General features: G+C 62.9%; 16 protein-coding genes. 8 read left to right on the forward strand and 8 right to left on the reverse strand.

All coding sequences use genetic code 11. The features are described 5' to 3' along the window. The 4 genes from ACESMT_RS16060 to ACESMT_RS16075 form a co-directional block, all read left to right on the forward strand. The coding region (locus tag ACESMT_RS16060; protein ID WP_372827600.1) for an ABC transporter substrate-binding protein at window positions 1–847 on the forward strand (847 nt) is incomplete at its 5' end. A gap of 88 nt (window positions 848–935) precedes the next feature. Next, window positions 936–1,793, forward strand: coding sequence for an ABC transporter ATP-binding protein (locus ACESMT_RS16065; RefSeq protein WP_372827601.1), 858 nt, complete (start codon window positions 936–938; stop codon window positions 1,791–1,793). Beyond that, window positions 1,790–2,557, forward strand: a complete 768-nt coding sequence (locus ACESMT_RS16070; RefSeq protein WP_372827602.1) for an ABC transporter permease — start codon at window positions 1,790–1,792, stop codon at window positions 2,555–2,557. The genes ACESMT_RS16065 and ACESMT_RS16070 overlap by 4 nt, the downstream gene beginning before the upstream one ends. Window positions 2,558–2,886: 329 nt before the next feature. Continuing rightward, window positions 2,887–3,291, forward strand: a complete 405-nt coding sequence (locus ACESMT_RS16075) for a bacteriocin (RefSeq protein WP_372827603.1) — start codon at window positions 2,887–2,889, stop codon at window positions 3,289–3,291. A gap of 120 nt (window positions 3,292–3,411) precedes the next feature. On the opposite strand, the gene ACESMT_RS16080 is transcribed toward ACESMT_RS16075, so the two are convergent. Together ACESMT_RS16080 and ACESMT_RS16085 are read right to left on the reverse strand one after the other, a co-directional pair. After that, window positions 3,412–3,894, reverse strand: coding sequence for a DUF1854 domain-containing protein (locus tag ACESMT_RS16080; protein WP_372827604.1), 483 nt, complete (start codon window positions 3,892–3,894; stop codon window positions 3,412–3,414). Further along, complete coding sequence (locus tag ACESMT_RS16085; protein ID WP_372827605.1) at window positions 3,887–6,244, reverse strand: ABC transporter ATP-binding protein; 2,358 nt, start codon at window positions 6,242–6,244, stop codon at window positions 3,887–3,889. The genes ACESMT_RS16080 and ACESMT_RS16085 overlap by 8 nt, the downstream gene beginning before the upstream one ends. 206 nt (window positions 6,245–6,450) lie before the next feature. Here ACESMT_RS16085 and cphA (ACESMT_RS16090) point away from each other — a divergent pair, with 206 nt between their 5' ends. From cphA (ACESMT_RS16090) to ACESMT_RS16100, 3 genes are all read left to right on the forward strand, one after another. Then, complete coding sequence (gene cphA / locus ACESMT_RS16090) at window positions 6,451–8,676, forward strand: cyanophycin synthetase (protein WP_372827606.1); 2,226 nt, start codon at window positions 6,451–6,453, stop codon at window positions 8,674–8,676. Next, the gene (cphA, locus tag ACESMT_RS16095; protein ID WP_372827607.1) at window positions 8,673–11,276 is read left to right on the forward strand and encodes a cyanophycin synthetase; all 2,604 of its coding nucleotides are present in this window, start codon (window positions 8,673–8,675) and stop codon (window positions 11,274–11,276) included. Before cphA (ACESMT_RS16090) ends, cphA (ACESMT_RS16095) begins: the two co-directional genes overlap by 4 nt. A gap of 246 nt (window positions 11,277–11,522) precedes the next feature. Next, a complete protein-coding gene (locus ACESMT_RS16100) occupies window positions 11,523–12,353 on the forward strand; it encodes an urease accessory protein UreD (protein WP_372827608.1) in 831 nt (276 codons plus the stop codon). A 4-nt stretch (window positions 12,354–12,357) separates the two neighbouring features. Here ACESMT_RS16100 and ACESMT_RS16105 read toward each other — a convergent pair whose 3' ends face one another. Further along, window positions 12,358–12,486: a DUF3597 family protein gene (locus ACESMT_RS16105; protein WP_372827609.1), complete on the reverse strand. Its 129-nt coding sequence runs from the start codon at window positions 12,484–12,486 to the stop codon at window positions 12,358–12,360. A gap of 111 nt (window positions 12,487–12,597) precedes the next feature. Between ACESMT_RS16105 and ACESMT_RS16110 the strand changes: the two genes are divergently transcribed. Further along, window positions 12,598–13,401 carry a M48 family metallopeptidase gene (locus ACESMT_RS16110; protein ID WP_372827610.1) on the forward strand — a complete coding sequence of 268 codons (804 nt, stop codon included), beginning with the start codon at window positions 12,598–12,600 and terminating at the stop codon, window positions 13,399–13,401. Here ACESMT_RS16110 and urtE read toward each other — a convergent pair. The 5 genes from urtE to urtA form a co-directional block, all read right to left on the reverse strand. Next, a complete protein-coding gene (gene urtE / locus ACESMT_RS16115; protein ID WP_372827611.1) occupies window positions 13,398–14,090 on the reverse strand; it encodes an urea ABC transporter ATP-binding subunit UrtE in 693 nt (230 codons plus the stop codon). The genes ACESMT_RS16110 and urtE overlap by 4 nt on opposite strands. 405 nt (window positions 14,091–14,495) lie before the next feature. After that, entirely contained in the window at window positions 14,496–15,389 is an 894-nt protein-coding gene (gene urtD, locus ACESMT_RS16120; RefSeq protein WP_372827612.1) for an urea ABC transporter ATP-binding protein UrtD, read from the reverse strand. Then, window positions 15,386–16,459, reverse strand: coding sequence for an urea ABC transporter permease subunit UrtC (urtC, locus tag ACESMT_RS16125; protein WP_372827633.1), 1,074 nt, complete (start codon window positions 16,457–16,459; stop codon window positions 15,386–15,388). The genes urtD and urtC overlap by 4 nt, the downstream gene beginning before the upstream one ends. 148 nt (window positions 16,460–16,607) lie before the next feature. Then, window positions 16,608–18,182, reverse strand: a complete 1,575-nt coding sequence (urtB, locus tag ACESMT_RS16130; RefSeq protein WP_372827613.1) for an urea ABC transporter permease subunit UrtB — start codon at window positions 18,180–18,182, stop codon at window positions 16,608–16,610. Window positions 18,183–18,387: 205 nt separating this feature from the next. Then, window positions 18,388–19,665: an urea ABC transporter substrate-binding protein gene (urtA, locus tag ACESMT_RS16135; protein WP_372827614.1), complete on the reverse strand. Its 1,278-nt coding sequence runs from the start codon at window positions 19,663–19,665 to the stop codon at window positions 18,388–18,390. Window positions 19,666–19,773: the final 108 nt, after the last annotated feature.

Genomic DNA, 19,773 nt, shown 5'->3' on the forward strand with positions numbered 1-19,773 from the left:
CGCTGGCAACGGCTCGGGCGGCACTGTCACCCGCGTAGCCTCGGGCACCTATGACATGGGTTTTGCCGATCTGGCGGCCCTGATGGAGTTTCATGCCAACAACCCGGATGCGCCGAACAAGCCGGTGGCCGTGATGATGGTTTACAACAACACGCCGGCTTCGGTGATGGCCCTGAAAAAATCCGGCATCAAGACGGTGGCCGACCTGAACGGCAAAAAACTCGGTGCACCGGTGTTTGACGCTGGCCGCCGCGCCTTCCCGATTTTTGCAAAAGCCAACAGTATCAGCGGCGTGCAGTGGACCGCCATGGACCCGCCGCTGCGCGAAACCATGCTGGTACGCGGCGATGTCGATGCCATCACCGGCTTTACCTTCACATCGCTGCTCAACCTGGAAGCGCGCGGCGTGAAAGCCGAAGATGTGGTGGTGCTGCCTTATGCCGACAACGGCGTGAAGCTCTACGGCAATGTGATCATCGCCTCGCCGAAAATGATCAAGGAGAACCCCGCCGCCGTGAAAGCCTTTTTACTGGCTTTCACCAAAGGGGTGAAAGAAGTGATTGCCAAGCCAGCGCTGGCGATTGAAGACGTGAAGGCACGCGACGGCATCATCAACGTGCCGCTGGAAACCCGCCGCCTGCAACTGGCCATCGACACCGTGGTCAACAGCCCGGACGCGCGTGCCGATGGTTTTGGCCAGGTGAAAGGGCCGCGTCTGTCGTTGATGGCCTCACAGGTGTCGGACGCCTTCAACACCAAGACCCGCGTCAATCCCGACAGTGTGTGGAACGGCTCCTTTCTGCCCACGGTGGCTGAATTGAACGTCCTGCCTGCCGTCAAGAAATAGGAAGCACCAACCATCGGCAGCGATGGTTGAACCAGCGGCCAGCCTGGCAAGGCTGGCCGCCCCTTGAGTGACCCACGAAAAACCCCACATGCAAGCAAACAACGCAAGCCATTTTGTTGACTTCAGCGATGTCTGGCTAGCCTACAACGACGAACTGCTCGCGCAAAACCACTTTGCGGTCGAAGCCATTGACCTGAAAGTGCGCGAAGGCGAGTTCATCGCCATCGTCGGCCCCTCGGGCTGCGGTAAATCGACCTTCATGAAGCTGACCACCGGGCTGAAAATGCCGTCGAAGGGTCGCATCCTGATCGACAACCAGCCAGTCACGGGCCCGCTGAAAATTTCGGGCATGGCGTTTCAGGCGCCGTCGCTGCTGCCCTGGCGCACCACGGTGGACAACGTGCTGCTGCCGCTGGAGATCGTCGAACCCTTTCGCAGCCAGTTCAAGGCGCGCCGCAAAGAGTTCGTGGAGCGCGCCCGCAAGCTGCTGCAAAAGGTCGGGCTGGGCGGTTATGAAGACAAGTTTCCGTGGCAGCTCTCGGGCGGCATGCAGCAACGTGTCAGCATCTGCCGGGCACTGATCCATGAGCCCAAGATGCTGCTGCTCGATGAGCCTTTTGGCGCGCTCGACGCCTTCACGCGCGAGGAGCTGTGGTGCATTTTGCGTGACCTCTGGACCGAGCAGCGTTTCAACGTCATCCTGGTCACACACGACCTGCGCGAGTCGGTCTTCCTGGCCGACACCGTGTATGTGATGAGCAAGAGCCCGGGGCGTTTTGTCGTCAAGCGCGAGATCGACCTGCCACGCCCGCGCGACCTGGAAATCACCTACACCCAGCCCTTTGCCGACATCGTGCACGAGCTGCGCAGCCACATTGGCGCCATCCGCTCGCCCGTCATCAACCCGGCGCCCGCCGCCGCAGGCACACAAGCCAACAAGCCATGACAAAAAAACAGATTGAACGCTGGTCACCCGTGCTGCTGCTGCTGGTTATCCTGGCACTGTGGCAGCTGGTGGTGATGGTGTTTGACATCGCCGAATACATCTTTCCCGCGCCACTGGCGATCGCCCAGTCCATGGCCGAATTTGCCGGCCCCATCGCCCAGGCCGCCTGGAAAACCTTCTGGGTCACCATGGTCGGCTTCGGCATCTCGATCGTCGTCGGCGTGATGCTGGGCTTTCTGGTCGGCTCTTCGCGCCTGGCCTATGCTGCGGTGTACCCGCTGCTCGTGGCCTTCAACGCCGTGCCCAAGGCGGCGATTGTGCCCATCCTGATCGTCTGGTTCGGCATCGGCGTCGGACCCGGCATCCTGACCGCCTTCCTGATCTCCTTCTTCCCGATCACCGTCAACATGGCCACCGGCCTGGCCACGCTGGAGCCCGAGCTCGAAGACGTGCTGCGCGTGCTGGGCGCCAAACGCTGGGATGTGCTGGTCAAGGTCGGCCTGCCGCGCTCCATGCCCTATTTCTACGGCTCGCTCAAGATCGCGATCACGCTGGCGTTTGTCGGCACCGTGCTGGCCGAAATGACCGCCGGCGACTCGGGCATCGGCTACCTGATGCTCAGCGCCGGATCGCAGCAACGCATGGCGCTGGCCTTTGCCGGGCTGGTGGTGATTGGTGCGATGGCGATGATCATGTACGAGCTGTTCAGCTACATCGAAAAACACACCACCGGCTGGGCACACCGCGGCTCGCAGGACGTCTGAGACCGGTCCAGCCTGGCCTCATGCATCAAATCGGCATTTCGCCCTTATTCCACGGGCGCAGGCAGCTATTAAATAGATAGCGCACGCGTTGTCATCCCGCACCCCGGATCAAGTCTGGGGCAGGCCCGACATAGAACAGCGCACCTCCAAATCGATGCAGTTATCCCGTTGCGTCTGTGATCGGCGTGTGTAAGTTGAATCGGTCAAGGACATTGTCTGACACTGTTGCGGCCTGTCAGACGGCTCATGGGCTAGGTGTCAGAGTTACAACCAAGGGATGGCGAGCGTAGCGCTCGTCCCCTCGTCAGCCAACTTACAAGGAGAGCCCCATGCATCCATCCTCCACCCCTGCCACCCGGCCGCTTGACGTCGAGCCGGTAGACAAAGACCTTGCCGAGCAAGCGCTGCCCGGCCACGGCATTCCGTCGCAGGATCCTGAGCCTGCGGCACAGATTCCCATCTCGGCTGCAGAGTCCGCCCGCGAATCCAATTCGGTACTGATGGGCGGTGGCGTGGTGGCCGGTGCAGCTACCGGCGCAGCCGTTGGTGCCGCGGTGGCCGGCCCGGTCGGTGTGCTGGTCGGCAGCGCCGTGGGTGTGATGGCTGGCGCACTGGGTGGGGCCGCTGCGGGCTCGTTGGTGGCGCCGGAAGACCCCGCCGGCACCATCCCGGGGCCGGCCGACAAGGGAGCCACCCGCACCAGCGAACCGCGGCGTGAAGACCCGCCCCGTTGATTCGCCAGGCAGCCTGATTGGCTGCCGCAGATTCGGATGGGTCTACACCGGCTTGGGCGGGTTTTCATTTCTGCGCGGTGCAGCGGTTGCAGCTTTGTCGAAACCAAGCCCGAAAGGCTTCTAGAGAAACCGCTCCAGCAGCCGCCGCGACGCCCGGTCCAGCGCGCCCATGTCTTTCACGCTGAAATGCACGCCGTGGCCGGCGGCGATCAGCAGCGACTGCCGGCTCAGGCGGCGTATGTCTTCTTCGCCCTTGAGTACAAACGAGGTCTCACCCCGGTCAGTCTCTACCAGCCAGGTGCTGGGTGTGCCAAAACTGGAGACGCTTTTGAGCGCTGTGATCTCGGGCACAAAGTCGCGCAGGGCCAGTTCTTCCTCAAGCAGGCTGCGCAGCGCCGGCGGCAAGTTGTCCAGCCGCTCGAGCCAGGCCAGCTCATGGCCTTCGCTGCTGAGCAGCGAGATGCCTTCATCCGGCGCAGCAATCGGAAACGCGCGCACCGGGACAACCCCTGCATGCTGCTGGCCGCTGCTGTCAGTCAGCAGCAGGCGGCCCGAGGCGTGGCGCTCGAGCTGGAAAGAAATCAGGGGTGTTGACTCAGACATTGCCGCTCCGCTGGGCGGCATGCGCCACCTGTGAGGTGGCCAGCGCAATGCGGCCTTCCTCGGCATCTACATTGCCCTCGCTGTCCACCTGGCGCGCCTGCGCTTCGTAGAGCCGCCAGTAGGCGCCCTGTTTGGCCATCAGCTCGTCATGCGGGCCAACCTCGACCACCTGACCACGGTCCATCACCACCAGACGGTCGGCCTTGCGCAGGGTGGACAGGCGGTGGGCGATGGCAATCGTCGTGCGGCCCTGCACCAGGTTGTCCAGCGCCTTCTGGATTTCCTGCTCGGTCTCGGTATCGACCGAAGAAGTCGCCTCGTCAAGAATCAGGATGCGCGGGTCAATCAGCAGCGCACGCGCAATCGAGATGCGCTGGCGCTCACCGCCCGACAGGCCCTGACCGCGTTCGCCGACCAGCGAGTCGTAACCCTGGGGCAGGCGCAGGATGAACTCGTGGGCGTGCGCGGCCCGGGCGGCGGCCACAATTTCGGCGCGGCTGGCGCCGGGTTTGCCGTAAGCAATGTTTTCGGCAATCGTGCCAAAGAAGAGAAAAGGCTCCTGCAGCACCAGGCCGATGTTGCGGCGGTAGTCGGCCACCTTGAAGCGCCGGATGTCGGTGCCATCGACACTGATGCTGCCGTCGGTCACATCGTAAAAGCGGCAGATCAGGTTGACCAGCGTACTTTTGCCAGAGCCGCTGTGACCCACGAGGCCTATCATCTCGCCCGGCTGAATCACCAGATCCAACCCGCGGATCACGGCGCGGTTGCCGTAGCGAAAGCCCAGCCCGCTCATGTCGATGCGGCCCTGCAGTGGCGCCATGGCCACCGGATTGGCTGGCTCGGGCACGTTCGAGACGTGGTCGAGGATGTCAAAAATACGCTTGGCGCCGGACGCTGCTTTTTGCGTGACCGACACGATGCGGCTCATGGAATCAAGCCGCGTATAAAAGCGGCCGATGTAGGCGATAAAGGCGGTCAGCACGCCCACCGTGATCTGCTGTTTGGACACCAGCCAGATGCCAAAAGCCCAGACCACCAGCAGGCCGATTTCGGTCAGCAGCGAGACCGTGGGCGTAAACAGCGACCAGACCTTGTTGAGCTTGTCATTGACCATCAGGTTGTGCACGTTGGCGTCGCGAAAACGCTGGGCTTCGCGCTTTTCCTGGGCAAAGGCCTTGACGACACGGATGCCGGGAATGGTGTCGGCCAGCACATTGGTCACCTCGGACCAGACCCGGTCTATTTTCTCAAAGCCGGTGCGCAGGCGGTCGCGCACCGTATGGATCATCCAGGCAATAAAGGGCAGCGGCAGCAGGGTGACCAGCGCCAGCCACGGGTTGATCGAAAACAGGATGGCGGCGGTCATGACAATCATCAGCACATCGGTCGCAAAGTCGAGCGCATGCAGCGACAGGAACACATTGATGCGATCAGTTTCCGAGCCGATGCGCGCCATCAGGTCGCCGGTGCGTTTGCCGCCGAAGTAGTCCAGCGACAGCTCCAGCAGGTGGTCGAAGGTGGCGGTACGCAGGTCGGCACCTATACGTTCAGACACCAGGGCCAGCAGGTAGGTGCGGGCCCAATTCAGGCCCCAGCCGATCAGGGCAGCCGCCAGCAAGGCGCCCAGTATGGCCAGCACCTTCCAGGACTCAATTTGCTGGCCGTTCTGGAAGGGAATCAGTATGTCGTCGATCAGCGGAATGGTCAAATAAGGCGGCACCAACGTTGCGGCGGTAGAGGCCAGCGTCAGGGCAAAACCGGCGGCCAATTGCCCCTTGTAGGGCCTGGCAAAACGCCACAGCCGGAGCAGCACCCAGGTGGAAGGCGCCGTGTGCAGCTCCCGGGCGCAGGCCGGGCAGTCGTCAGTGTCTGGCGGCAGCACCGCGTCGCACAGCGGGCACAGCGCCACTTCATCGCCGATACCGGCCGCAGCGTCCGGCCCCTGGGGCGCAGTCTGCTGCTCAAACAGGCGGACCAGCCGCAGCGCCTGCACATTGGCAGCCAGAGTAAAACGCCAGCTGGCCAGGCGCTGGCTGCCTTCATGCAGTTCCAGCGTGCCGACGCCGGCATGGTCAAAGTGGCGCAGGGCAAGGGCCGGACGGGCCGGGACACCGCCGACCTGGCCTTTTTCAGGAAAAACCCAGCTTGCCCAGTGCCCGGTTTCAGGGTCCTGGGCCATCAGGCGCGAGTCGGTCAGTGCCAGCAAACCCCGGGAAAACCGAAGTTGGGGATTCAGGTCAACCAGCACCGTACATAAGACGTTCTCATGAGCTGCGAGTTGCGAGCGCAGTTCTGTGCGCGCTTGGTCAACCTCGCTGGAGGCATCAACCGGATGAGAATTTTGCATTGTGATCGTGGAAGCCGTAAAAGCAGGTGCTCTGAAGGTTGTCAGGGCCTGAACGGCGATTTTCGCCCAAGCCGGGATGGCTGCTGATGTCTTATTCCGCACCCATGGCAGAGATCGTGCCTTCAATAACCAAAAACGCCCGTTTGGGGGCACCGCCCGAAAAGAACGTCGCCCAGGCTCGGCCGGTTGACCGAACCCAAGAAAACATGAGCAAAAAGGACGACATCAAGCTTCTACGCATCAACTATCTGCGTGGCCCCAACATCTGGACTTATCGGCCCGTGCTGGAAACCTGGCTGGACCTGGGCGCCCTGGAGCACTTTCCCTCCAACCTGCTGCCTGGTTTCAGCGACCGGCTGGTCGCCCTGCTGCCGGCCCTGGTCGAGCACCATTGCGGCGTCGGTGAGCGCGGGGGTTTCATCGAGCGCCTCTACGAGGGCACGTGGCTCGGCCATGTGCTCGAACATGTGGTCATCGAACTGCTCAACCTGGCCGACATGCCGACCGGCTTCGGCCAGACCCGCAGCACGTCGCAGCGCGGCGTTTACCGCATGGTTTTTCGCGCACGTGATGAACAGGTGGCCCGCAGCGCACTGGCCGAGGGCCACACATTGCTGATGGCTGCCGTGAACAGCGACACCGATGAGCCGGGTTATGGCAAACCTGAACTGCAGAGCGCCGTCGAGCGCGTGCGCGCGAAAGTCGACGAGTGTTACCTCGGTCCCAGCACTGCGGCCATCGTCGCTGCGGCAACCGAGCGGCGCATCCCGCACATCCGCCTGAACGACGGCAACCTGGTGCAGCTGGGCTACGGCGCCACCCAGCGCCGCATCTGGACCGCTGAAACCGAGTTCACCAGCGCCATCGCCGAAGGCATCGCCGGCGACAAGGACCTGACCAAGAGCCTGCTGGCCGCCTGCGGCGTGCCCGTGCCTGAAGGCCAAATTGTGGCCACGGTCGAAGCGGCCTGGGAAGCCGCGCAGGAGATCGGCCTGCCGGTGGTGGTCAAACCAAGCGACGGCAACCACGGGCGCGGCGTCTCGCTGGACCTCAAGACGCAGGCCCAGTTTGAAGACGCTTTTCACCTGGCGGCCCGGCACGGCAGCGAGGTGATGGTTGAACGGTTTGTACGCGGCCATGAGCACCGACTGCTGGTGGTCGGTGGCCGGGTGGTGGCTGCGGCCCGTGGCGAAACTGCATCCATCACCGGTGACGGCCTGGCCAGCGTTGCCGAGCTGGTTGAAAGCCAGCTCAACACCGATCCCCGGCGCGGCGCCAGCGAGGACTTTCCGCTCAACCCGATACGCATCGCCACCGACACTGCCATCCTGCTCGACCTGCAGCGCCAGGGGCTCACGCCTTCCTCGGTCCCTGCAGCCGGCCATGAAGTCCTGATCCAGCGCAACGGCAATGTGGCTATCGACTGCACCGATGAGGTTCATCCTGAGGTGGAGCACATGGTCTCGCTGGCGGCCCGCGTGGTGGGTCTGGACATCGCCGGTGTCGATCTGGTGGCGCAGGACATCTCAAAGCCGCTGCATGCACAGGGTGGCGCGATTGTCGAGGTCAACGCCGGACCCGGCCTGTTGATGCACCTCAAGCCGGCAGAAGGCGCGCCACGACCGGTTGGCCGTGCCATCTGCGAGCACCTGTTTCCCATCAGGCCAGACGCGGGTGCCTGCGGGCGTATTCCCGTGGTCGGCATCACCGGCTCGGTCGGCACCCACAGCATTGCCCGCCTGGTCGCCTGGCTGCTGCAGCTTTCCGGGCGTCACACCGGTCTGGCCTGCCGCAGCGGCCTGTTTCTGGACGGCCGCTGCCTGGACGCCAGCGACGGCACCCACTGGGAAGCCGGCCAGCGCCTCTTGATCAACCGCGCGGTGCAGGCAGCGGTGTTTGAAAACGGTGCTGACACCATCCTGCGCACCGGACTGGCTTACGACCGCTGCCAGGTCGGCGTGGTCACCGACCTGGGTGGCTCGGGCGCACTGGGCGAGTTCGACATCTTTGACGACGAGCCGATGTTCAAGGTCATGCGCTCACAGGTCGATGTGGTGCTGCCCGATGGTGTGGCGGTGCTCAACGCTGCCCATCCCGCCATCGTCGACATGGCCAGCCTGTGCGACGGCGAGGTGGTCTTCTACGCCATGGACCCAACTTTGGCCGCCATCGGCGACCATCGGGACAAGGGCGGCCGCGCGGTCTTCCTGCGCCAAGGCCAGGTCGTGCTGGCCACCGGCGCCAGCGAGGTTTTTCTGCCTGGCCTTGACAAGCTCGCGATCTGGCAAGACCGCCACGCCCCCACCGCCGAAGAAAGCCTGCTTGCCGCCGTTGGCGCCGCCTGGGCGCTCGGCATCCCGCTCAACCTGATCGGCGCGGGCATCGAAGCCTTCGAGTCCAGCGCGGCCCAGCCCGGAAAGAACCTCCAATGAACGTCTCGCGCATCCGCGCCCTGCGCGGCCCCAACCTCTGGAGTCGCCACACAGCGCTCGAAGCCGTCGTGACCTGCACCGAAGCCGAGTGCGCCATCGACAACCTGCCCGGCTTCGAGCCGCGCGCGCGCTCGCTGTTTCCGGCCATAGGCGCCCTGCGTCCCGGCGGCTACCTCGGTCCCGTGTCGCTGGCCCATGTACTGGAGTCGGCCGCGCTCGCACTGCAAGCCCATGCCGGTTGCCCGGTCACCTTCAGCCACACCGCCGCCACACTGGAGGATGGCGTCTACCAGACCGTGGTCGAATACAGCGAGGAAGCGGTTGGCCGCCTCGCGATGGAGCTGGCCCAGGCGCTGGTACATGCTGCCCTCAATGAAACCAGCTTCGACGTGGATGCAGCGATTGCGCAGTTGCGCGACCTTGACGAGGACGAGCGCATCGGGCCGAGCACCGGTGCGATTGTGGATGCAGCAGTAGCACGCGGCATTCCCTACCGCCGCCTGACACGCGGCAGCCTGGTGCAGTTCGGCTGGGGTTCGCGCCAGCGTCGCATCCAGGCCGCCGAACTCGACGCGACCAGCGCCGTGTCTGAGTCGATTGCCCAGGACAAGGACCTGACCAAAAAACTGCTGCTTGCCGCCGGTGTACCCGTGCCCACAGGCCGACCCGTCACGGATCCCGACGACGCCTGGGCCGCAGCCCTGCAGATCGGCTTACCGGTCGTGGTCAAGCCGCTGGACGGCAACCAGGGCAAAGGTGTCACCGTCAACATCGTCACGCGCGACCACCTCGACATCGCTTTTCGCGCGGCGGCAGAACACGGCGCCGTACTGGTCGAAAAATTCCTGCCCGGCGACGACTTCCGCCTGCTGGTGGTCGGCAACAAGCTGGTGGCCGCCTCGCGCCGCGAGCCACCCCAGGTGCTGGGCGACGGGCTGCACACCGTGCGCGAGCTGGTCGATATCGTCAACCAGGATCCGCGGCGCGGTGAAGGCCATGCCACCTCGCTGACCAAGATACGCTTTGACGACATTGCCGTCGCGCGTCTGGGCGTTCAGGAACTGACACCCGAATCGATTCCGGCGCGCGGCCGGCGCGTCATCCTGCGCAACAACGCCAACCTGAGCACAGGTGGCACCGCCACCGACGTCACCAGCGACGTGCATCCCGAGGTCGCTGCACGCGCAGTCGCTGCCGCGCAAATGATAGGCCTGCACATCTGCGGTGTGGACATGGTCTGCGAAAGCGTCCTCAAACCGCTTGAAACGCAGAACGGCGGCGTGGTTGAAGTCAACGCCGCGCCCGGCCTGCGCATGCACCTGTCGCCCTCTTACGGCAAGGGCCGCGCCGTCGGCGGCGCGATGATCAACGATTTGTTTGCGTCCGGCGACGATGGCCGTATCCCCGTGGTGGCCGTAACCGGCACCAATGGCAAGACCACCGTGACACGGCTGGTGGCGCACCTGCTGACCGCCAACGGCCTGCGCTGCGGCATGACCAACACCGATGGTGTCTATGTCGACGGCCGGCAGACCGATAGCGGCGACTGTAGCGGCCCGAAAAGCGCACGCAACGTGCTGATGCATCCCGACGTGGACGCCGCTGTTTTTGAAGTCGCTCGCGGAGGCATCCTGCGCGAGGGCCTGGGCTTTGACCGCTGCCAGGTCGCCATCGTGACCAACGTGGGCACCGGCGACCACCTCGGCCTGAACTACATCACCACCGTGGAAGAACTGGGCGTAGTCAAGGGCGTGATCGTGCAAAACGTGGCGTCTACCGGCTACGCGGTGCTCAACGCCGCCGACCCGATTGTCGCGGCCATGGCGCCCACCTGCCCTGGCGCCGTGATTTTCTTCGCCGCCGACCGGCACCATCCGCTGATGGCCACGCATCGCGCACAAGGCAAACGCACGGTGTACCAGGATGGCAATGCGCTGATCGCTGCCGAAGGCGCCTGGCGTGAACGCGTGTCCTTAAAGCACATTCCGCTGACGCGCGGCGGAACCATTGGCTTCCAGATTGAGAACGTGATGGCCGCCCTGGCGGCCGCATGGGCCGTCGGCGTGAAATGGGACACCATCAGAAGCGGCTTGGCCAGCTTTGTCAGCGACGCGCACAACGCGCCTGGCCGATTCAACGTGATGGATTATCAGGGCGCCACCGTGATTGCCGACTATGGCCACAACCCTGACGCCATGCGCGCGCTGGTGGCTGCGGTGGACGCCATGCCCGCCACGCCCGGCCAGACGCGCAGCGTGGTCATCAGCGGCGCCGGCGACCGGCGCGACAGCGACATCCGCGACCAGACCATCATTCTCGGCAAGGCCTTCGACGACGTCCTGCTGTACCAGGACGCGGCCCAGCGCGGCCGGGCCGACGGCGAAGTCATGGCGCTGCTGCGCGAAGGCCTGGCGGACGCCAGCCGCACCACCCGCATCGACGAAATTCATGGCGAGTTTGTGGCCATCGACACGGCGCTCGCACGGCTGCAACCCGGTGACCTGTGCCTGATCCTGGTCGACCAGGTGCAGGAGGCGCTGGCGCACCTGGAGCAGCGGGTGAAAGAAGCACGCGACGTGAAGCAGGTCGCGGTGGCCTGAGTGCAAGTCAACCTGAACGCCTCGTCGTTGATCTGAGAGTCAGGTTTTGCCAGCAAGCCGGGGGTAGCCCGCCGGGGCGAGTCCCGGCTTGTTGGCACACCAGAGGGCTGGAATCACTTCACAAGGCAAATCCCGTCGATCTCATGAAAAAACACCCTCCAGCCCCTACCAACCAGGCGTAGCCAGCTACTATTTCAATAGCGAAACCAAGACCAGGCACCACCCGCACCGGGTTAAACTGGACCGATGGCCTGGAACGCGACGCTCTCTCTCGACTACTCACTGCAGGCCGGCAAAACGATTGCGCACTTCCGCCATGACGGCCCGCTGCGCATCCTTCAAAGCCTGTACCCTGAAGGCGATGCGGTCTGCCACAACGTGCTGGTGCATCCACCGGGTGGGCTGGTCGGTGGCGACACACTCGACATTGCAGTTACCGTTGCCAGCGGCTGCCATGGCCTGATCACCACACCGGGGGCCACCCGTTTTTACAAGTCACTCGGTGAAAAAGCCCTGCAGCGTGCGCGCCTGCAGCTCGAAGCCGGCGCGCGTGCCGAGTGGCTGCCGATGGAAGCGCTGTGTTACAGCGGCTGCCTGGCCGAGAACCACCTGACGCTGGACCTCGCGCCAGGCGCCGAACTGATGGGCTGGGACGTGACCGCGTTGGGCCTGCCCAGCGCCGGTCAGCCCTTTGCCGAAGGCAGCTTTTGCCAGCATATCGAGCTGCCCGGCATCTGGCTGGAGCGCGCGCGCATCCGGGCGGATGACCAGCTGCTGATGGACAGCCCCTTGGGCCTGGCCGGTCAGCGATGCATCGCCACCCTGTTTTTTGCAAGCGGCAGCAAGCTCGAACGCAGGCGGCGCGAACTGGCTCTGGATGTGGCACGGCAGGTGATGGAGGCACACCCTTCAAGCCAGCATGCCGGAGCCACCAGCCCGGACGCGCAGATCGTGGTGGTTCGCGTGCTGGCACCGCTGGTCGAACCGGCGATGGGTGTGCTCAAGCAGGTCTGGAAAGCCTGGCGCCAGCATTTGTGGAACCAGACCGCACCGAGCCCGCGTATCTGGTCGGTTTAGCGCCTCAGCCCTTCAGGTCGGTCGGCACTTTGTCACTGTTCTCCGCCAGCTTGTTCGTGCTCAGATCGTGCAGCCGGATGTTCATGACTGCGCCGTCGTTCCTGTCACTGGTGTAGCCCAGTTCTTTGGCCAAGGCCTTGTGGGAAAGCCGCCTACAGCGGTTTCCCGGAGCGTCCTACCTGCAAACCGGCGAGCCCGCACACAATGGGTATTCCCGGCTGCGGCTGACCTCCTGCGAGATTCCATGAAAACTGTCCTGACCCCCATCGTGATGGCCTTGAGCCTGGTGTTTGTCGGCTGCTCCAGCACCACCGAAAGCGGCGCCGTAGGCGCATCTCGATCCCAGCTGCTGCTGGTGTCCTCGGCAGAGCTGGACCAGATGGCCGTACAAAGCTACAACAAGCTCAAGGCCGAAGCCGCGGCGAAAGGGGTGCTCAACACCGACGCAGCCATGCTGGCGCGTGTGCGCGCAGTCGCGGCCCGTATCCAGCCGCAAACTGCTGTCTTCCGCGCCGACGCGCCGCGCTGGCAATGGGAGGTCAACCTGATCACCAGCGAACAGGTCAACGCCTTTTGCATGCCAGGCGGAAAAATCATGTTTTACACCGGGCTGATTCGAAAGCTCAACCTCAGCGACGAAGAAATCGCTGTTGTGATGGGGCACGAAATCGCTCACGCACTGCGCGAGCATTCACGTGAGCAGGTGTCCCAGGCGGTCGCCGCCCAGACAGCCATCAGCATCGGCACCCAGCTGCTCGGGCTGGGCGGCGGAACCTCGCAACTGACGGGCGCGGCGTATGAGGCGCTGGTGGCCACCCAGTTCAGCCGCTCGCATGAAAACGAAGCAGACCGTATCGGCCTGGAGCTGATGGCGCGGGCTGGCTACAACCCTCAAGCCGGCGTGACCCTGTGGCAAAAAATGACCAGCGCCGGTAGCGCGGGTGGTGGCGGCTTCCTCAGCAGCCACCCCAGCGACAGCAGCCGCGTGGCGCAAATCCAGGCGCTGCTGCCCACGGTGATGCCGCTGTACCAGGCGGCGCGGCGCTAGATCGCAACCAGTTGCCGCACGCCGTTGGCCTGCATGTCCTTGCCCTGGCCGCGCGCAATGAACTCACCGCGCTCCATCACCAGGTAATCGTCGGCCAGTTCCTCGGCAAAGTCGTAATACTGCTCGACCAGCAGGATGGCCATGTCACCGCGGTCAGCGAGCATGCGGATCACGCGACCGATGTCCTTGATGATGCTGGGCTGGATGCCCTCGGTCGGCTCGTCAAGGATCAGCAGCTTGGGTTTGGCAGCCAGCGCCCGCGCAATCGCCAGTTGCTGCTGTTGCCCGCCTGACAAATCGCCGCCGCGCCGGTTCAGCATCTGCCTGAGCACCGGAAACAGCTCGTACAGCTCCGCCGGTATAGGTGTGGCGGCACTTTTGTAGGCCAGGCCCATGCGCAGGTTTTCTTCGACCGTCAGACGCGCGAAGATCTCGCGGCCCTGCGGTACAAAGCCTATGCCCGCTCTGGCACGTTCATAAGGTGTGGCGTCCTGGATGGGCTTGCCGTCGAACTCAATGCTGCCGGTCTTGATGGGTACCAAGCCCATCAATGATTTGAGTAGCGTGGTTTTGCCGACGCCGTTGCGACCGAGCAGCACGGTGACCTTGCCAAGGTGAGATTCAAGGCTGACGTCGCGCAGGATATGGGAGCCGCCGTAGTATTGGTTAATGTTTTTGACGTTCAGCATAGGGTGTTTCTCGTCAGGCTTGTCGAAGAGTTCACGCCTCGTTCGTTGAACGAAAGCCGTGGATATGCCTGCAAGCCGGGGGTTGCCCGGCGGCAACTCACTTTCTTTTTGCGTCGCCAAAAAGAAAGTAAGCAAAGAAAAAAGCGACCCTGCTGTCTGCGTCCCCTCCGCTTCGCTGCGGGGCAACCTGCGCTGCTCGGTCCAGCCGGGGTCGAGCAGCGCAGGTTGCCCCGGAGCGCAGCGCAGGGGACCCGGACCATCGGGTCGCCTTTCTTTTGGGTACTTTTCTTTGGCGACGCAAAGAAAAGTGCCTCGCCCGCCGGGGCGAGACCCGGCTTGTTCGAAGCGTAACAGTCCTGCAAGCTTGTACAGGCTTCGACAACCTTCACTAGGCCGTGAAGAAGATCAACGCCCAAGGTACACCTCAATCACCCGTTCATCCGCCTGCACCTGGTCCAGAGTCCCCTGCGCCAGCACCGACCCATCGCACAGCACCGTGACGATTTCCGAAATCGTCTTGATGAAACTCATGTCGTGCTCCACCACCATCAGCGAATGTTTGCCCTTGAGTGTGAGAAACAGCTCGGCCGTGCGTGCAGTTTCTTCATCCGTCATGCCGGCCACGGGCTCGTCCAGCAGCAGCAGCTTGGGGTCCTGCATCAACAACATGCCGATCTCCAGCCACTGCTTTTGCCCGTGGCTCAGGTTGCCAGCCATGCGGTTCACGCTGTCGGCCAGGTGGATGGTGACAAGGATCTCGGCCAGGCGGTCGCTCTGCATGGAATCGAGCCGGAAGAACATGGACGACCAAACATCGCGTTCATGGCCCTTGTTGGTCTTGAGGGCGAGTTCGAGATTTTCAAACACCGTGAGCTGCTCGAACACTGTAGGTTTTTGAAACTTGCGACCAATACCGAGCTGGGCGATCTGCGGCTCGGTGTGGCGCAGCAGGTCAATCGTGCTGCCGAAAAACACCGTACCTTCGTCGGGTCGGGTCTTGCCGGTGATGATGTCCATCATCGTCGTCTTGCCGGCGCCATTGGGGCCAATGATGCAACGCAACTCGCCTGGTGCGATGTCCAGCGACAGCTTGTTGATGGCTTTGAAGCCATCAAAACTCACGCTCACGTCTTCAAGGTAAAGAATCCGGCCGTGCGTGACGTCCACTTCGCCGGGGGTAGCGATGCGGCTGCCGCTCGCACTGCGCCCCCCGGACTCGGTGTTGGTCCGGCCGGCTTCCAGCGCCGCGCGCCGCTCCTCAATGCGGCGTGCGCCTTGCTCAAGAAGGTCGGGCGTCATTTGGCCTTTCCTTTGCGGAGCTTCCTGATCAGCCCCACCACACCACTCGGCAGGAACAGCGTCACCGCGATAAACAGCAGTCCAAGAAAGTACAGCCAGTATTCGGGATACGCCACCGTCAACCAGCTCTTGGCGCCGTTGACGATGAAGGCGCCCAGGATGGGGCCGATCAGCGTGGCGCGCCCACCTACCGCAGCCCAGATTGCCATTTCAATCGAATTGGCCGGGCTCATCTCACTCGGGTTGATGATGCCGACCTGCGGCACATAAAGCGCGCCAGCAATGCCGCACATCACGGCCGAGATGGTCCAGATGGTCAGCTTGTAGCCAATCGGGTTGTAGCCCGAGAACATCACACGGGTCTCGGCGTCGCGGATCGCCTGCAGCACCCGGCCGAACTTGCTGCGCACCAGCCATTTGGCAAACAAAAAGAAACCCAGCAAGCTCATACCAGTGATCACAAATAGCAGCATGCGCATGTTGGGCGTGGCAATCGGCGTATCAAGAATGCGCTTGAAGTCGGTAAAGCCATTGTTGCCGCCAAAACCCGTCTCGTTGCGAAAGAACAGCAGCATGGCGGCAAAGGTCATGGCCTGCGTGATGATGGAGAAGTACACCCCTTTGATGCGCGAGCGAAACGCGAAGTAGCCAAAAACAAAGGCCACCGCGCCGGGCACCAGCACGATCAGGAAAAGCGTGGCGATGAAGCTGTCGCTGAAGGTCCAGTGCCAGGGCAGCTCTTTCCAGTCCAGGAACACCATGAAGTCGGGCAGGTCGCTTTTGTAGTTGCCGTCGCGCCCGATCTGGCGCATCAGGTACATGCCCATCGCGTAACCGCCGAGCGCAAAGAACAAGCCGTGCCCCAGAGACAGGATGCCGGTGTAGCCCCAGATCAGGTCCATGGCGAGCGCCACGATGGCGTAACACATGATTTTGCCGACCAGCGCCACCGCGTAGGTGCTCATGTGGAACATGCTGGTCTCGGGCACCAGCAGGTTCAGTGCCGGAGCCAGCGCGCAGACCAGCAGTAGCGCCACAAGAAAAGTGCTCCAGCCGGTTCCCGTGAGCATGGGGCCTTTGGCGGGCAACACGACGCCTCCCCGAATAGCCCCCTCGCCCCTCTGGGAAGAGGGCTGGGGTGAGGGGGCAGCGGTGGAGGCTGCCACGCCGGCCTCGGCCTGCAGCGATTCGTCAATGGTATGGATAGGCGTGTTCATGTCATGCCTCCGCTGAGCGCCCCTTCATCGCGAAGATGCCTTGCGGCCGCTTCTGGATGAAGATGATGATGAGCACCAGCACCGCAATCTTGGCCAGCACCGCACCGGTCCAGCCTTCGAGGAATTTATTCAGGATGCCCAGGCCCATGGCGGCGTAGACGGTGCCGGCCAGTTGGCCCACGCCACCGAGCACCACCACCATGAAGGCATCAACGATGTAGCCCTGGCCAAGGTCCGGGCCGACGTTGCCAACCTGACTCAGCGCGCAGCCGGCCAACCCGGCGATGCCCGAGCCGAGCGCGAAGGCGTAAGTGTCCACACGCGCCGTGTTCACACCCATGCAGGAGGCGATCGGCCGGTTCTGCGTGACGCCGCGCACAAACAGGCCGAGCCGTGTCTTGCTGATCAGCCAGGCCATGCCGAGCAGCACGGCAATCGCAAAGCCGATGATGACCAGCCGGTTGTAGGGCAGCGAGAGGTTGCCCAGCACCTGCACGCCGCCGCTCATCCAGACCGGGTTTTCAACACCGACGTTTTGCGCGCCGAAGATGGAGCGCACCAACTGCTGCAGCATCAGGCTGATACCCCAGGTAGCCAGCAGGGTTTCGAGTGGGCGGCCGTAGAGGAAGCGGATCACGCCGCGCTCCAGCGCTGCACCCATCAGCGCGGATGCCATGAAGGCCACCGGCACCGCCGCCAGCAAATACCAGTCAAACAGGCCGGGCAGGTACTTCTGGAACAGGCCCTGCACCACATAGGTGGCGTAGGCGCCTATCATCATGAGTTCGCCATGCGCCATGTTGATGACGCCCATCAGCCCGTAGGTGATCGCCAGGCCCAAGGCGACCAGCAGCAGGATGCTGCCCAGGCTGATCCCGCTGAAGACAGCGCCCAGCTTGTCGCCCCAGGCCAGCGCCTCCTCGACCTTGCGCAGCGAGGCCTGCAGCGCCGTTTTGACCTCGGGATCCGTCTCCAAACGCAAGCGTTCGATCAGCACGGTTTTGCTGTTTCGGCTGTCGCTGCCAGACAGTCGCGCGGCAGCGTCCAGCCGTTTGGCCTTGTCGCTGCTGCCCAGCAAAATCGCTGCTCGCACCAGCGCCAGGTCGCTTTTGAGGTCGGCCACCTTCTCTGCCGCGTAGGCCTTTTCAATCAACGGAAGCCGAGACTCCTCGCTGCCGCCGGAAAGCGTCTTGATCGCATCGCGCCTGACCTTCTCGTCTTTGGAAAACAGCTTGAGCGCAGCCAGCGCGGTATCGAGTTCGCCGCGCATCATGTTGTTGTTGATCACATCTTCAGCGTCTGGCGGCACGGCCAGCTCGACGCCGCTGATCGGGTCGTAGCCCTTGTCGTCCTTGATGACAAACACCTTGCCGGCGGCGGTCTTGACGGCGTCGTCGGCGAGCGCCTGGATGAAGGCGGCCGTTTTTTCATCGGCACCCGCGGCGGCCTTGTTCAGCGCATCCACACGCTCCATGGTGTCGCCCAAGGCCATGCCTTTGACTTCTTCCGGAGTCAGGGCATGGGCGCTGACAGCCAGCAACAAGGTAGCGCTTAGGAAAAGTGTGCGAATCATCATGAGAAGAACCTGTAGGGTGGGCACAGCAGCCAGTCAACGCTTGCTTGCCGCTATGCCCAGGCTGCAATTTCCTGGAAAACCATCCTCCGACAATGCACGGGAGTAGTGCAAGAAGTGAGCCAGACCACAAAAAAGCCGCACCTGTTTTCAACAAACCAGGTGCGGCTTGCACCGCCTGGCCCCGAAGGGCCTTGGGGTCGTCACCTTACTTGGTTGCCATTTTTGCCGGCTCGTCAGGCTTCTTGTCGTTGCCTTCGATGTACGGGCTCCATGGCTTGGCTTTCACCGGGCCAGGCGTCTTCCAGACCACGTTGAACTGGCCGTCAGCCTTGATCTCGCCGATGAACACCGACTTGTGCAGGTGGTGGTTCTTCTCGTCCATTTTCGAGATGATGCCCGACGGTGCCGGGAAGGTCTGGCCAGCCATGGCGGCAATCACCTTGTCGGTATCGGTGGATTTGGCTTTTTCAACGGCCTGCTTCCACATGTTGATGCCAATGTAAGTGGCTTCCATCGGATCGTTGGTCAGCGGCTTGTCCATGTGGCCCGGAATCTTCTTGGCCTTGGCGTAGTCAGACCACTTCTTGATGAAAGCGGTATTGGTCGGATTCTTGATCGACTGGAAGTAGTTCCAGGCAGCCAGGTGGCCGACCAGCGGCTTGGTGTCCACGCCGCGCAGCTCTTCTTCACCGACCGAGAAAGCAACGACTGGTACGTCTTTGGCTTTCAGGCCGGCATTGCCCAGCTCTTTGTAGAAAGGCACGTTGGAGTCGCCATTGATGGTGGACACCACAGCGGTTTTTCCGCCGGCAGAAAACTTCTTCACGTCAGCCACGATGGTCTGGTAGTCGGAGTGGCCAAACGGTGTGTATTTTTCGTCGATGTCCTTGTCGGCCACACCTTTGGTCTTGAGGTAGGCGCGCAGAATCTTGTTGGTGGTGCGCGGGTACACATAGTCGGTACCCAGCAACACCCAGCGCTTGGCGCCGCCACCTTCTTTGCTCATCAAATAATCGACAGCAGGAATGGCCTGCTGGTTCGGCGCTGCACCGGTGTAAAACACGTTTTTGGACAGCTCTTCACCTTCGTACTGTACGGGGTAGAACAGCAGGCCGTTCATTTCTTCAACCACGGGCAGCACCGATTTGCGGGACACCGAGGTCCAGCAGCCGAAAATCACGGCAACCTTGTCCTGCCCGAGCAACTGCTTGGTCTTTTCGGCAAACAGCGGCCAGTTGGAGGCCGGGTCCACAATCACGGGCTCAAGCTTCTTGCCCATCACGCCACCCTTGGCGTTGATTTCGTCGATCGCCATCAGCACGGTGTCTTTCAACACGGTTTCCGAAATGGCCATAGTGCCCGACAGGCTGTGCAGAATGCCCACCTTGATGGTGCCACCCGACTGGGCATGGGCTGGCAGGACAGAGAGGCCCGCCAGGGCGACGGCGGCAGTAAGCGCCTTGAGGGTAAAACGACGTTGCATGTTCAGCTTCTCCGGTAGGTGGTAGATCACTTTTCGCTGCGCAGAAGCCGCTACAGGCGGCTCTTTCGAAGCGATGAGGCGATTCTGGGGACCGGCCGGGGATTGGGC

This window comes from Polaromonas sp., assembly GCF_041689105.1.
Classification (GTDB): domain Bacteria; phylum Pseudomonadota; class Gammaproteobacteria; order Burkholderiales; family Burkholderiaceae_C; genus Polaromonas.